14 protein-coding genes are annotated in these 13,783 nt (G+C 65.5%); 11 read left to right on the forward strand and 3 right to left on the reverse strand.

All coding sequences use genetic code 11. From position 1 onward, the window contains the following. A complete protein-coding gene (locus BLS81_RS17920; RefSeq protein WP_256326322.1) occupies positions 1-606 on the reverse strand; it encodes a TetR/AcrR family transcriptional regulator in 606 nt (201 codons plus the stop codon). A gap of 122 nt (positions 607-728) precedes the next feature. Here BLS81_RS17920 and BLS81_RS17925 point away from each other — a divergent pair, with 122 nt between their 5' ends. Next, positions 729-1,394, forward strand: a complete 666-nt coding sequence (locus BLS81_RS17925) for an O-methyltransferase (protein ID WP_093226028.1) — start codon at positions 729-731, stop codon at positions 1,392-1,394. 17 nt (positions 1,395-1,411) lie between these two features. Here the strand turns inward: BLS81_RS17925 and BLS81_RS17930 are convergent, their stop codons facing one another. Further along, a complete protein-coding gene (locus BLS81_RS17930; RefSeq protein ID WP_093226030.1) occupies positions 1,412-3,184 on the reverse strand; it encodes a cation:proton antiporter domain-containing protein in 1,773 nt (590 codons plus the stop codon). Between the two features lie 124 nt (positions 3,185-3,308). After that, positions 3,309-4,535 (reverse strand): NADP-dependent isocitrate dehydrogenase, encoded by a 1,227-nt coding sequence (locus BLS81_RS17935; RefSeq protein WP_093225931.1) that lies wholly within the window; start codon positions 4,533-4,535, stop codon positions 3,309-3,311. A gap of 124 nt (positions 4,536-4,659) precedes the next feature. Here BLS81_RS17935 and BLS81_RS17940 point away from each other — a divergent pair, with 124 nt between their 5' ends. The 10 genes from BLS81_RS17940 (at position 4,660) to rseP (ending at position 13,746) form a co-directional block, all read left to right on the forward strand. After that, positions 4,660-5,388, forward strand: coding sequence for a phosphatidylserine decarboxylase (locus BLS81_RS17940; protein WP_093225932.1), 729 nt, complete (start codon positions 4,660-4,662; stop codon positions 5,386-5,388). Between the two features lie 27 nt (positions 5,389-5,415). Continuing rightward, the gene (locus BLS81_RS17945) at positions 5,416-6,228 is read left to right on the forward strand and encodes a CDP-alcohol phosphatidyltransferase family protein (protein WP_093225934.1); all 813 of its coding nucleotides are present in this window, start codon (positions 5,416-5,418) and stop codon (positions 6,226-6,228) included. A gap of 396 nt (positions 6,229-6,624) precedes the next feature. Next, a complete protein-coding gene (rpsB, locus tag BLS81_RS17950) occupies positions 6,625-7,467 on the forward strand; it encodes a 30S ribosomal protein S2 (RefSeq protein WP_093225936.1) in 843 nt (280 codons plus the stop codon). An 86-nt stretch (positions 7,468-7,553) separates the two neighbouring features. Next, entirely contained in the window at positions 7,554-8,492 is a 939-nt protein-coding gene (gene tsf / locus BLS81_RS17955; protein WP_093225937.1) for a translation elongation factor Ts, read from the forward strand. Positions 8,493-8,699: 207 nt separating this feature from the next. Then, on the forward strand, positions 8,700-9,371 hold the full coding sequence (gene pyrH / locus BLS81_RS17960) for a UMP kinase (RefSeq protein ID WP_275504744.1): 672 nt from the start codon (positions 8,700-8,702) through the stop codon (positions 9,369-9,371). Between the two features lie 2 nt (positions 9,372-9,373). Then, positions 9,374-9,931 carry a ribosome recycling factor gene (gene frr, locus BLS81_RS17965; protein ID WP_093225940.1) on the forward strand — a complete coding sequence of 186 codons (558 nt, stop codon included), beginning with the start codon at positions 9,374-9,376 and terminating at the stop codon, positions 9,929-9,931. Positions 9,932-9,957: 26 nt separating this feature from the next. Continuing rightward, positions 9,958-10,668 carry an isoprenyl transferase gene (locus BLS81_RS17970; protein ID WP_093225941.1) on the forward strand — a complete coding sequence of 237 codons (711 nt, stop codon included), beginning with the start codon at positions 9,958-9,960 and terminating at the stop codon, positions 10,666-10,668. Beyond that, positions 10,665-11,459, forward strand: a complete 795-nt coding sequence (locus tag BLS81_RS17975; RefSeq protein ID WP_093225943.1) for a phosphatidate cytidylyltransferase — start codon at positions 10,665-10,667, stop codon at positions 11,457-11,459. The genes BLS81_RS17970 and BLS81_RS17975 overlap by 4 nt, the downstream gene beginning before the upstream one ends. Continuing rightward, on the forward strand, positions 11,459-12,616 hold the full coding sequence (locus tag BLS81_RS17980) for a 1-deoxy-D-xylulose-5-phosphate reductoisomerase (RefSeq protein WP_093225945.1): 1,158 nt from the start codon (positions 11,459-11,461) through the stop codon (positions 12,614-12,616). The genes BLS81_RS17975 and BLS81_RS17980 overlap by 1 nt, the downstream gene beginning before the upstream one ends. Then, a complete protein-coding gene (gene rseP, locus BLS81_RS17985; protein WP_093225946.1) occupies positions 12,613-13,746 on the forward strand; it encodes an RIP metalloprotease RseP in 1,134 nt (377 codons plus the stop codon). The genes BLS81_RS17980 and rseP overlap by 4 nt, the downstream gene beginning before the upstream one ends. Positions 13,747-13,783: the final 37 nt, after the last annotated feature.

The raw sequence follows: 13,783 nt of genomic DNA on the forward strand, positions 1-13,783 counted from the left end.
TTAGCCGCTTCGGTTAAGCCGCTCCAGATAGGTCTCGAACATGTCGGCCACGGCGTTCGAATAGGTTTCGATCTGATCGGCCAGCGTCGCATCTTCGGACAGGCGCTTGCCGACATCGGAAAGCGTCATCATCACCAGATTGCCCGCGATCTCGCGCCGCTGCTCGTCGCAGCCAGGCAGCGCCTCGGCCATGAACGCACGCATCACCGCGTGGCCACGGACCCTCGGTACGGCCGCCTCGGGCGCCTCGCGGTAATAGGGTGCGGCATCGTCCAACGCGATCCGCATCTCGGCCTCCTCGCACTCGGATCGCACGAAGGCATGGACGAGCCGCCGCAGGCGGTCGTGTGGCGGAACCGCGCGATCTTCGAGGATGCCCAGCATCATCGCGCTGGTCTCGACCCATTCGTCGCTCTGCAATCGGAACAGGATCGCCGCCTTGTTGGGGAAATATTGATAGAGCGAGCCGATGCTGACCCCCGCGCGCTCGGCGACTCGGGCGGTGGTGAAGCGGTGCGCGCCATCCTCCGCCAGAACGCGAGCGGCGGCTTCGAGAATGGTCGCCACCAACTGCGCCGACCGCGCCTGGCGCGGCGCTTTTCTCACGGAAATCCTCGGCTTCTCGTGCTCGGCCAACGCGCCCTCCGGGAATGCGAATAGAGAATGCGATGGATTACTCGTATTTTCCGGTGACCCGCAAGATCGCGGGCGATCCTCCGGAGACTTCGATGACCACATTGACCAAGGCGCCCGTCGCGCCCCTGCTCGCCACGCTGTTCGCCAGTGCCGAGCGCAGCGAGGGCATGTTGCCGCCGGCGCTTGCCAATCTGTCCGTAGCCGAACGCGGCGCGATGCTTCGCAGCAAAGCCGATTATCTCGAACTATACAGCCGCATGAAGGACTCGCCGCTCGCGGTGTCGCGCGAGACGGGCAGGCTGCTCTACATGCTCGCGCGTGCGCTCGGCGCCAAAGCCATCGTCGAGTTCGGCACCTCGTTCGGGATCTCGACGCTCCATCTTGCGGCGGCGCTGCGCGACAATGGGGGAGGCCGGCTCATCACCACCGAGTTTGAACCCGCCAAGATCGCGCGCGCGACCGAGAACCTCGGTGCGGGCGGCGTCCTCGATCTGATCGATCTGCGCGCCGGCGACGCGCTCCACACGCTCGCGCATGACTTGCCGGAGACGATCGATCTCGTGCTGCTCGACGGCGCAAAGGCGCTGTACGGCGATATCCTCGATCTGCTTGAAAGCCGCCTGCGTCCGGGTGCGCTGCTGATCGCCGACAATGCCGATATGTGCCCGGAATATCTCACGCGGGTGCGAGACGCTGGTCGCGGCTACCTATCGGTACCTTTCGCCGACGATGTCGAAGTGTCGATGCGGATCGGCTGACGCGCAAGGGGCAGGGGTCAGCCTTCGCCCATGCGCACGCGCCTCAGTCTCGGCGCGCGGTCGAGATTGGCCGCTTCCTTGATCCCCTGACGCAATTCGTCGCGCTTCTCGTGGATCGAGGCGATCACCGGACCGACCGCCACCCCCAGGTCGGTCAGCACGGCTTCCGAGAGTTGCAGCGAACTTTCCAGCGTTTCCGGTACGGCATCGGTCACGCCCGCACGGTACAATTCGGCGGCGTGGCCGATGTCGCGCGCGCGCGCGATGATGGTCAGATCGGGCACCCAACCGCGCACGCGACGGGTCATCTGCACCGTCAGCACCGGGTCGTCCATCGTCAGGATCAGCGCCTTCGCGCGGCCGAGGTTGAGCCGATCGACCAGTTCGGGGCGCGACACGTCGCCGAAGATGAGCGGATAGCCATCGCGCCGCGCGGCCGTGACCGTGTCGATATCGGCCTCGACCGCGACGTAGGGCTGGTTGTGGGTCGCGAGCATGTCGGCCACCATCCGCCCGACCCGCCCGAACCCGATGATGACCGTGCCCGGCCCTTCGCGCGGGATCATCAATTCGGGCGCATCGCCGCCACCGCTGCGGCGCTCGATCCGGGCCGCCACGCGCCGGCCGGCCCAGGCGAGCAACGGGGTGATCGTGAGGCCGATCGCCGTCACCGTCTGCCAATAGGCGGCGGTGGACGGTGCGATCAGGGCCGCTTGCGCGGCCGTGCCGAGTACGATCAACGTCGTCTCCGACGGGCTCGACATCAGCACACCGGTTTCGGCGGCAATGCCGGATTTCACCCCGCCGAGCTTGAGCAGCGCGAACGTCACCACGGTCTTGACGAGGATGACGCCGAGGATGCCGAGCAGCAAGGCCGCCCAATTGTCCGCGATCTGCCGCAGGTTGAGGCTCATGCCGACGGTAAGCAGGAACACGCCGAGCGCGAGCCCCTTGAAGGGCGCGGTCATCACTTCGACTTCGCTGTGATAATCGGTCTCGGCGATCAGCAACCCGGCGAGCAGCGCACCGACGATCGGCGAGAGACCGGCCGCCGCGGTGGCGAGGCTCGCCACGATCACGACCAGCAGCGACGCGGCGAGGAACAGTTCGGGGCTCTTGGTGCGCGCCGCCTGCGCGAACAGCCGCGGCAGGATCAGCCGGCCGCCAACGAACATGATCGCCACCGTCATCAGCCCGCGCGCCAGCACTCCGACGAAGGCCCAGTCACCACCGGCCGCGTTGGGCGAGAAGGCCGCGAGCACGAAGATGATCGGGACGAGCGCTAGATCCTCGAACAGCAGCATCGCGAACGCCGAACGGCCGACCGCGCTCGCGGTCCCCGCGATCGGTAGGACGAGCGCGGTCGAGGAGAGGGTGAGCGCGAACCCGAGCCCCATCGCGCCGGGCCAATCCTGGCCCAACAAATGCAAGGCGGTGCCGATGAGGACGCCCGAGCCGATCAATTCGGCGGCACCGTTACCGAACACCTGCCCGCGCATCGCCCAAAGCCGCTTGAACGACAACTCCAGACCGATTGAGAACAGCAGCAGGATGATGCCGAACTCGGCGAACGGCTCGATCGCATGCGCGTCGGAGATCGTGATGTAATAGAGCCACGGATACTGGCCGACCAACGCGCCCAATCCCGCCGGGCCGACCAAGACGCCGACCAGGATGAAGCCGATGACCGGGCTGATCCGGAACCGCGCGAACGTCGGGATGATGAGGCCGGCGGCCCCGAGGATGACGAGCGTGTCGCTCAGTCCGTTATTATCGAGCGCCAATGCCATGACCGGCATCTAGCCAGAGTAGATCCGGTTTGTCAGCCGGTGACTGAGATCACCATGACAATATCGTCAGAAGGCTGGCGGTACGGGGTGGCCGCTCGCCCACGGCGAGCGGCCACATACGGCATCAGGCGGCGAGGATGTCGCCCATCTTGGCTTCGAGGTTGACGCGGACCGCCTCGAAGAACTGCTCGGTGGTCATCCAGGCCTGGTTCGGGCCGATCAGCAGCGCCAGATCCTTCGTCATCTTGCCGCTCTCGACGGTCTCGATGCAGACCTTCTCCAGCGTCTCGGCGAACTTGGTGACTTCCGGCGTTCCGTCGAACTTGCCGCGGTAGATCAGGCCGCGCGTCCAGGCGAAGATCGACGCGATCGGATTGGTCGAGGTCGCCTTGCCCTGTTCGTGCATGCGGAAGTGGCGCGTGACGGTGCCGTGCGCCGCCTCGGCCTCGACGGTCTTGCCATCGGGCGTCAGCAGCACCGAGGTCATCAAGCCGAGCGAGCCGAAGCCTTGGGCGACCTGATCCGACTGGACGTCGCCGTCATAGTTCTTGCACGCCCAGACGAACTCGCCGCTCCACTTGAGCGCCGAGGCGACCATGTCGTCGATCAGGCGGTGCTCATAGGTGATGCCGGCTTCCTGGAACTTGTCCTTGAACTCGGTCTCATACACTTCGGCGAACAGATCCTTGAAGCGGCCGTCATAGGCCTTGAGGATGGTGTTCTTGGTCGACAGGTACACCGGCCACTTGAGGTTGAGGCCGTAGTGCATTGAGGCGCGCGCAAAATCGCGGATCGAATCGTCGAGGTTGTACATCGCGAGCGCGACACCGGGCGACGGGAAATCGAACACTTCGCGGTCGATCTTGGTGCCGTCAGCACCGTCGAACACGAGGCGCAGCTTGCCGGGGCCGGGGACGAGGAAATCGGTCGCGCGATACTGATCGCCGAACGCGTGGCGGCCGACGACGATCGGTTTGGTCCAGCCCGGGATCAGGCGCGGGACGTTGGAGATGACGATCGGCTCGCGGAAGATCGTGCCGCCGAGGATGTTGCGGATCGTGCCGTTGGGCGACTTCCACATCTGCTTGAGGCCGAATTCCTCGACGCGCGCTTCATCCGGGGTGATCGTCGCGCACTTCACGCCGACACCATATTTCTGGATCGCCTTGGCGCTATCGATCGTGATCTGATCGTTCGTCTCGTCGCGCTTCTGTACGCCGAGGTCGTAATATTCGAGATCGATGTCGAGATAGGGGAGGATGAGCCGCTCGCGGATCCACTGCCAGATAATCCGCGTCATCTCGTCGCCGTCGATTTCCACGACGGGCGTCTTCACCTTGATCTTCGCCATTTTGTCTCTCTTGTGCAGGAGGAGTTTGGCGATGCGTCTAGGAGCAAGCCCGCGCGGGATCAACCACCGCCGACGGTCGCGGCGGTGATTGTGTTGGCCGGCGCGGCGGCGTAGGTCTGCGGCCATGCCTTCGCTCGAAAAACCCGAAATCGCCACCTCTACCGTCAAATGGCGGTTCGCCGACATGCACCCGGAGGGGCGCAAATATGTGCTGATCGCCGCAGCGCTCACCTTCGCGGTGTGGCTGTTCGTGCCGATCCTGACCTGGCCGATGATCGCGGTGACCGCATGGGTCGCCTTGTTCTTCCGCGATCCGATCCGTGTGACCCCCCAAGCCGAGGGGCTGGTGATCGCGCCTGCCGACGGTCTCATCACGATGATCGAGCGCGTGCCCGTGCCACGCGAGATCGCCGGACCCGGCGGTCTCGGCGACCTGCCGCTGGTGCGGGTCTCGATCTTCATGTCGGTGTTCGACGTCCACATCAATCGGACGCCGATCGCTGGAACGATTCGCCAGGTCGTCTATATCTCGGGCAAATTCCTCAATGCCGATCTCGACAAGGCGAGCGAGGAGAACGAGCGCCAGCACATCGTCGTAGAGGATCGGGACGGCCGCCGGATCGGCTTCACCCAGATCGCGGGGCTGGTCGCGCGGCGGATCGTCCCCTTCGTCAAGAGCGGGGACATGGTCGCACGCGGGCAGCGGATCGGGCTGATCCGCTTCGGCAGTCGCGTCGATGTCTACCTGCCCGACGATTGCGCCTGTCAGGTCGCGCTCGGCCAGCGCAGCATCGCGGGCGAGACGGTGCTCGGCCGGGTTGGCGGCATTGTCGCAACCGGCATCTCGCAGTGATTCACACCGCCAAGGCATTGCGTTAGGATGCGGCGCCCACTCCGCCGCACGCGGCGCGGCCTGCCGTTGCGGGCGGTCGCGCCCAACGCCGTCACGGCGCTGGCGCTGTGCTTCGGGCTGACAGGCATTCGCTACGCGATCTCGTCGGACTGGGAAGCGGCCGTGACGATGATCATGATCGCGAGCGTGCTCGACGGGCTCGACGGGACGGTCGCGCGGCTGGTGCGCGGCGAAAGCCGGTTCGGCGCCGAACTCGATTCGCTGTCGGATGCGGTTTCTTTCGGGGTGTCGCCAGCGGTGATCCTCTACCTCTGGTCGCTCAAGGATGCGCCGCGCGTCGGCTGGCTATGCGCGATGGTGTTCGCGGTATTCTGCGCATTGCGCCTCGCGCGCTTCAACGCCGCGATCGACCTCAGAGAGCAACCGCATAAGTCGGCTGGCTTTCTCACCGGCGCGCCCGCGCCAGCCGGTGCCGCGCTGGCGATGTTGCCGATGTACCTCTGGTTCTGGACCGGCGAACCCTGGTTCCGCTCGCCGGCGATAGTACTGCCCTGGGTCGCGCTGATGGCGACGCTGATGGTGTCGAGCGTCGCGACCTTTAGTTGGGGATCGCTCAAGCTTCGCGATCACATCCGCTTCGAGGCGATCGCGGTCGTCGTGTTGCTTGGCGCCGCGCTGATCTCGGCGCCGTGGCACACCCTGTCAGCCTTGTGCGTGTGCTATCTCGCGACGCTGCCGTTCAGCATCGCCGCCTATCGGCGCATCAAGCGGCTTCGCGAAACGACGCAGGCCGGATCTGCCGTGCCGATTGCACGCGCGCCCGCAGGCGACGATCGCTGACCACGACGAATGGCTCGGGTGAGACCATCTCGACCTCGCCACGCAGCAGCGCGGCGATACGCGGCAAGGCTGGTACGAGGGTGAAAGCGAAAACCCAAACGGCCGCCGTGAACGCCGCGGCGAAGACCATGCAATCGAGAATTGCGACCATTGCTCAACTTCCTGTTTACGCGCGAAGTCGAAGATCAGAAAGCTTCAGGCCCCGGCGATGTTCCACGTACCGCTGATGAGCGCGTTATGTTCCATGTTTGTACCGTTCGTCAAGCTTGATTTTGCGGGAAAGCTCGGCTAACGGAGCCGCCTTCACACCGCATGGGAAGCACATACACCGGTGTCCGGAGGGTTCCCCTCATGGATGACTCGCTTCCCAGAGGCACAACCGGAAAGGAATATCTTATGGCGGCACCTGTCGTCTCCATGCAGCAATTGCTCGAAACGGGCGCGCACTTCGGCCACCAGACCCACCGCTGGAACCCGAAGATGAAGCCCTACATCTTCGGCGACCGCAATGGCGTCCACATTCTCGACCTCTCGCAGACCGTGCCGCTGCTCGCGCGCGCGCTCGAGTTCATCAGCGCATCGACCGCCGCTGGCGGCAAGGTGCTGTTCGTCGGCACCAAGCGCCAGGCGCAGGAGCCGGTGGCGGACGCGGCCCGCCGTGCCGGCCAGCACTTCGTCAACCATCGCTGGCTGGGCGGCATGCTCACCAACTGGAAGACGATCTCGAACTCGATCAAGCGCATGAAGGCGCTCGAAGAGCAGCTTTCGGGCGACACGCACGGCCTCACCAAGAAGGAAGTGCTCCAGCTCACCCGCGAGAAGGACAAGCTCGAACTGTCGCTCGGCGGCATCCGCGACATGGGCGGCATCCCCGACGTGATGTTCGTGATCGACGCGAACAAGGAAGAGCTGGCGATCAAGGAAGCCAACACGCTCGGCATCCCGGTCGTCGCGATCCTCGATTCGAACGTCTCGCCGGACGGTATCGCGTTCCCGGTGCCGGCGAACGACGACGCGAGCCGCGCCATCCGCCTGTACTGTGAAGCGGTCGCAATCGCCGCGACCCGTGGCGGTCATGAGCAGGTCGCGCGCCGCGGCGTCGATTTCGGCGCGATGGAGCGTCCGCCGGTCGAGGAAGCGCTGACGGTCGAGACGCCGGCCGCCGAGCCGGGCGACGTTCCGCCGGTCGCGCCTGAAGTCGAAATGGCTGCCGAGTCCGAGCGCCAGCTCGACGCCTGAGCGTCGTTGAACTGACATATGGACGGGGTAGGGCGCGGCCCTATCCCGTCCTTTCCCATATCTGCAAAAGCCAAGAGGAATTCGAGATGGCCGATATCACAGCCGCTGCGGTGAAAGACCTGCGCGAAAAGAGCGGCGCGGGCATGATGGATTGCAAGAAGGCGCTCACCGAAGCCGCCGGCGATCTGGATGCCGCGATGGATTGGCTGCGCGCCAAGGGCCTCGCCGCTGCCGCCAAGAAGTCGAGCCGCACCGCGGCCGAAGGTCTCGTCGGCGTGGAAGTGGCCGGCACCAAGGGCGCGGCGGTCGAAGTGAATTCGGAGACCGATTTCGTTGCCAAGAACGTCCAGTTCCAGACGTTCGTGCGCGATGTCGTGTCAGTCGCGCTCGAAATGGGCGACGATCTCGACACGATCAAGGCGACCTCGCTCGGCGAGAAGACCGTCGAGGAGACGCTCGTCACCAACATCGCCACGATCGGCGAGAACCAGGCGATCCGTCGCGCCAAGCGGCTGGAAGTCTCGGCCGGCGCGGTCGTGCCGTACATCCACAACGCACAGGCGCCCGGCCTCGGCAAGATCGGGGTGCTCGTCGCGCTGGAGAGCCAAGCGGGCGCGGATGTGCTCGAGCCGCTCGGCAAGCAGATCGCGATGCACATCGCCGCCGCGTTCCCGCTGGCGCTGAATGCCGACGGGATCGACCCCGCCATCGTGGAGCGCGAAGCCGCGATCGCCAAGGAGAAGAATGCCGACAAGATCGCCGGCAAGCCGCCCGAGGTCGCCGAGAAGATCATCCGCGGTCCGGTCGACAAGTTCCTGCGCGAGAATGCCCTGCTTACCCAGGCATTCGTGATGGACGGCAAGACGCCGGTCCAGGACGTCGTCGCCGCCGCGGCCAAGGCGGCGGGCACGGCAATCGTGCTCAAGGACTATGTGCGCTTCCAGCTCGGTGAAGGCATCGAGAAGGAAGTCAGCGACTTCGCGGCCGAAGTCGCCGCCGCCTCGGGCGTTCCCGCCAAGGCGTAACGCTCCACGCCACCCGCCGCCGATCATCGGCGGCGGGTGGCTTTTATCGTCTGCGCGACAAGACGATATGTTCTGCGTGGTTTCCGCGCTTCCAATCGCGAAGGGCCGCGACTAAGGTCCGCGCGCACCCGCCCCTCAGCATGATGGAATCCCGTGAGCGATCCTAGGTTCAAACGCATCCTGTTGAAATTGTCGGGCGAAGTCCTGATGGGCGAGGGAGGGCTGGCGATCGATCCCGCCGTTACCGCCCGCGTTGCCGGCGAGATCGCCGATGCCCGCGCTGCCGGGTATGAATTGTGCGTCGTCGTAGGCGGCGGCAACATCTTCCGCGGATTGTCCGCCGCCGCCAAAGGCATCGAGCGCGCGACCGCCGACTATATGGGCATGCTCGCGACCGTGATGAACGCGCTTGCAGTGCAGAATGCGCTCGAGCAGATCGGCGTCGATACCCGCGTGCAGTCGGCTATCCCGATGCAGTCAGTGTGCGAGCCCTTCATCCGCCGGCGCGCCGAACGGCATCTCGAAAAGGGCCGGGTGGTGATCTTCGCCGCAGGTGTCGGCAGCCCGTTCTTCACGACCGACAGCGGCGCCGCCCTGCGGGCTGCGGAAATGAAGTGCGACGCGTTGTTCAAGGGCACGTCGGTTGACGGCGTCTATGACGCCGACCCGAAGAAGGTGCCTACAGCAAAGCGTTATGAAACGGTGACTTACAGCACGGTTCTGGCGCAGGATCTCAAGGTGATGGACGCGAGCGCCATCGCGCTTTGCCGCGACAACAATATCCCGATCGTCGTATTCAACATCCGCGAGCATGGCAATCTCGCCGCCGTCCTGCGGGGCGAGGGTGTGTCGACGGTCGTTCAGGCTCAAGGAGAATAAGCATGGCCGCCTATGACAAGGCCGATCTCGAACGCCGCATGGCGGGCAGCGTCGAAGCGCTGAAGCATGACCTCGGTGGCCTGCGCACCGGTCGCGCCTCGGCCTCGTTGCTCGATCCGGTCACGGTCGAGGTATATGGGTCGCACATGCCGCTCACCACGATTGCAACCGTGTCGGTGCCCGAGCCGCGCATGATCTCGGTTCAGGTTTGGGACAAGGGCAACGTCGGCCCGGCCGACAAGGCGATCCGCTCGGCCGGGCTCGGCCTCAACCCCATCGTCGATGGTCAGACCTTGCGCCTGCCGATCCCGGACCTGACCGAGGAGCGCCGCAAGGAGCTCGCCAAGCTCGCCGGAAAATATGCCGAAGGCGCGCGCATCGCCGCGCGCAACGTGCGCCGTGATGGCATGGACAGCCTCAAGGCCGATGAGAAGAAGGGCCTGATCTCCGAGGACGAGCGCAAACGCCACGAAACCGAGGTGCAGAAGCTCACCGACGCGACGATCGCCGATATCGACGCGGCGGCGGCGGCAAAGGAAAAGGAAATCCTCGGCAAGTGAGCACCCGGCCTGCCCCGGTTGCGCGGATGGCCGATGGTGGAGCGGTGCCCCGCCATGTCGCGATCATCATGGACGGCAATGGCCGCTGGGCCAAGAAGCGCTTCCTGCCGCGCGTCGCGGGCCATAAGGCGGGTATCGACGCGGTCCGCCGGGTGACGCGCGCCGCGCGCGCGATGGGCATAGACGCACTGACGCTCTACGCCTTCTCGTCCGAAAATTGGCGGCGCCCGGAGGATGAGATCAGCGACCTGATGGCGTTGATGCGCGTCTTCATCCGCTCCGACCTCGATGAACTGGTTCGCGAGAATGTGCGCCTGCGGGTGATCGGCGATTACCGCCGATTCTCGCCCGACCTGGTCGTGATGGTCGATGACGCGATCGCGCGGACGGCGTCGAACACCGGGCCGATCCTCGCCGTCGCGCTCAATTACGGATCGCAGTCCGAACTCGCCAGTATCGCGCGCCGGCTCGCCGAGCGGGCGGTGCGGGGCGAACTCGATCCCGCGACGATCGACACCGGGCTGATCGAATCGCAACTCGACACGCACGATTTGCCGCCGCTCGACCTGCTCATCCGCACCTCGGGCGAGGTTCGGCTGTCGAACTTCCTGTTGTGGCAGGCGGCTTATGCCGAACTGTTGTTCACCGAGACCTTGTGGCCCGATTTCGACGGTGACGCGCTGGCGGACGCGGTCGCGATTTTCGGTCAGCGCCAGCGCCGGTTCGGGGGCTTGTGAAAGAGACCGGGGCGCCTAAGCGGCCCTCCGAACTCGCGCTGCGAACGATCGTCGGCATCGCGCTGATCGCGGTCGCGCTGGGCGCTATCATCGCCGGCGATTTCGTGTTCTGGCTCGTATGCGTGACGCTCGGCGTGCTGATGATGGCCGAATGGGCCGATCTTCAAGCGACGCCCGCCGCGACCAAGCGGCTTGCGCAACTCGCGTTGTTCGTCCCCTTGTCGGTGATGGCGCCGATCATGGCGGGGCCGAGTTTCTTCACGCTTGGCTTGCTGGCGGGGGCCGGCTTTTTCATCGTGATCGTCACGCAACGCCCGATGCTGGCGGTGGGGGCGATCTACGTCGGGCTGCCGACACTCGCGCTGCTGGTGATCCGCGAGCAGAAGGATGGCATCGTCTTCACGCTATGGGTGCTGGCGCTGGTGTGGGCGTGCGATATCGGCGCGTATGCGGCGGGCCGCTTGATCGGCGGGCCGAAGCTCGCACCTGCGATCAGTCCCAACAAGACCTGGGCGGGGTTGCTCGGCGGGATGGCGATGGCGGCCCTGTTCGGCATGTTCATGCATGCGATGTACGGCCTGCCGCTTCGGCTCACCCTCGCCACGCCGTTCCTCGCGGTGATCGCACAAGGGGGGGATCTCTATGAAAGCTGGCTTAAGCGCCGTGCTGGCGTGAAGGATAGCGGCAGCATTTTTCCCGGCCACGGCGGCGTGCTAGACCGGCTCGACGGGCTGGTGCCCGTGGCGCCCGTGGCAGCGTTTCTGGTCATTTTTCCGAGATTTTATTCCTGATGAAGACGGTTACGATATTGGGGGCGACGGGTTCCGTCGGCCGCTCGACACTCGATCTGGTCGAACGCGAACCGGACGCGTTCCAGGTTCTCGCGCTGACCGCGCACCGCGACGTCACCAAGCTCGCCGAAGCTGCGGTGCGGACCAACGCCAAGCGCGCCGTGGTCGCCGACGAGACCTGTCTGGATGCGCTGCGCACCGCGCTGGCGGGCACCGGTATCGAGGCGGCGGGCGGCGCTCAGGCCGTCCATGACACCGCCGAACTGGGCGCCGACGTGACGATGGGCGCGATCGTCGGCTGCGCGGGGCTGGAACCGGTCTTGGCGGCGATCGAGCAGGGCCGCACGGTCATCATCGCCAACAAGGAACCGCTCGTTTCGGCGGGCGATGTCGTGCTGGCGGCGGCGGCGAAGAGCGGCGCGACGCTGCTACCCGCCGATTCCGAGCACAACGCGATCTTCCAGTGTTTCGACGTGACGCGCCCCGGCCGGGTGCGGCGCATCATCCTCACCGCCAGCGGCGGTCCGTTCCGTGACTGGTCGCTCGAGCAAATGGGCGGCGTGAGCGTCGCGCAGGCGGTCGCCCACCCGAACTGGTCGATGGGCGCGAAAATCTCGATCGATTCGGCGACGATGATGAACAAGGGGCTCGAACTGATCGAGGCGGCGCGCCTGTTCCCGGTGCCGCACGACGCGATCGAGATCATCCTGCATCGCCAATCGGTGATCCACTCGATGGTCGAATATGTCGATGGCTCGACGCTCGCTCAGCTCGGGCCACCCGATATGCGCGTGCCGATCGCGAGTTGCCTCGCCTGGCCGGACCGGATGGCGACGCCAATGGCGCCGCTCGATCTCGTCAAGATCGGCCGGCTCGATTTCGAGGCACCCGACGCGGTACGCTTCCCGGCACTCCGCCTCGCGCGCGAGGCGCTCGACGCGGGCGGCGCACGCCCTGCGATCCTCAACGCAGCTAACGAAATTGCCGTCGCGGCGTTTCTCGATAGGCAGATCGGCTTCCTCGAAATTGCCGCAATCGTTGAAGATACCTTGGTCCGCTACGATCCGCCCGCGCCGGGCGCACTCGCCGACGTTCTTGCCGTCGACGCGGAGGCGCGGGTGATCGCGCGTGAGCGAGTGAAGGATTGTGTTGCGTGACCCACAGCCCCGGCTTTCTGCTGACCGTGCTCGCGTTCGCGCTGGTGATAGGTCCGCTGATTTTCCTGCATGAAATGGGGCATTATCTCGCCGGGCGGCTGTTCGGCGTGAAGATCGACGCTTTCTCGATCGGCTTCGGCCAAGAGGTGTTCGGCGTCACCGACAAGCGTGGCACGCGCTGGAAATTCTCGTGGATGCAGCTGGGCGGCTACGTGAAGTTCGCGGGCGACATGAACGCCGCGAGCCAGCCCGGCGCCGACTGGCTACTGCTGCCGCCCGAGGAACGCGCCAGGACGCTGCACGCGCGGCCGGTGTGGCAGCGCGCGATCGTGGTTGCGGCTGGGCCGATCGCCAATTTCATCGTCGCCGTCATCATCCTGGGCGGGTTCGCGCTGACCTATGGCGTGGACGCCACGCCGGCGGTGATCGGGGTCGTCGCCCCCAAGAGCGCGGCGGCGAGCGCCGGGCTCCAGCCGGGCGACCGCATCACCAGCCTCGGTGGTCGGGATGTCGGCACCTTCGCCGATCTCGCCCAATATACCGTGCTTCGCCCGGATGAGCGCGTGAACATCCGCTTCGAACGCGAGGGCCAGCCGATCAGCCGTGAGGTGACGATTGGCGCGCTCGTCCAGCGCGACGCGTTCGGCAATGAATTCCGCAAGGGTTTGCTCGGCATCGGCCCGGCCAAACCGGTGCTGCGTCCGGTCAGCCTGATCGAAGCACCGCTCGCCGGTGCGAAGATGACCGGGGAAATCCTGCGCGGTACGCTCGACGGGCTCGGCCAGATCCTGACTGGGCGGCGGTCGGTGGACGAGCTTGGCGGGCCATTGCGTATCGCCAAAGTGTCGGGCGAGCAGCTTTCGCTCGGCGCCCCTGCGCTCATTTGGATGATCGCGGTAATCTCGATTAACCTGGGATTCATCAACCTCTTGCCAGTCCCTGTGCTCGATGGCGGGCACTTGTTTTTCTATGCGATAGAAGCGATCCGGCGCCGTCCGGTGCCGATCCACGTACAGGAATGGGCTTTCCGTGGCGGGCTTGCGGCGATGCTGGCCTTGATGTTGATGGTGACGTTCAACGATCTGGGATCGTTTGGGCTCTGGAAAAACCTCACCGGCTTGATCGGCTGACGAAGGTGGGGCAGGGCGGGTTCGCGGTGTTGCGGTC

This window comes from Sphingomonas sp. NFR15, from assembly GCF_900103265.1.
GTDB classification, from domain to species: Bacteria; Pseudomonadota; Alphaproteobacteria; order Sphingomonadales; family Sphingomonadaceae; genus Sphingomonas; species Sphingomonas pollutisoli.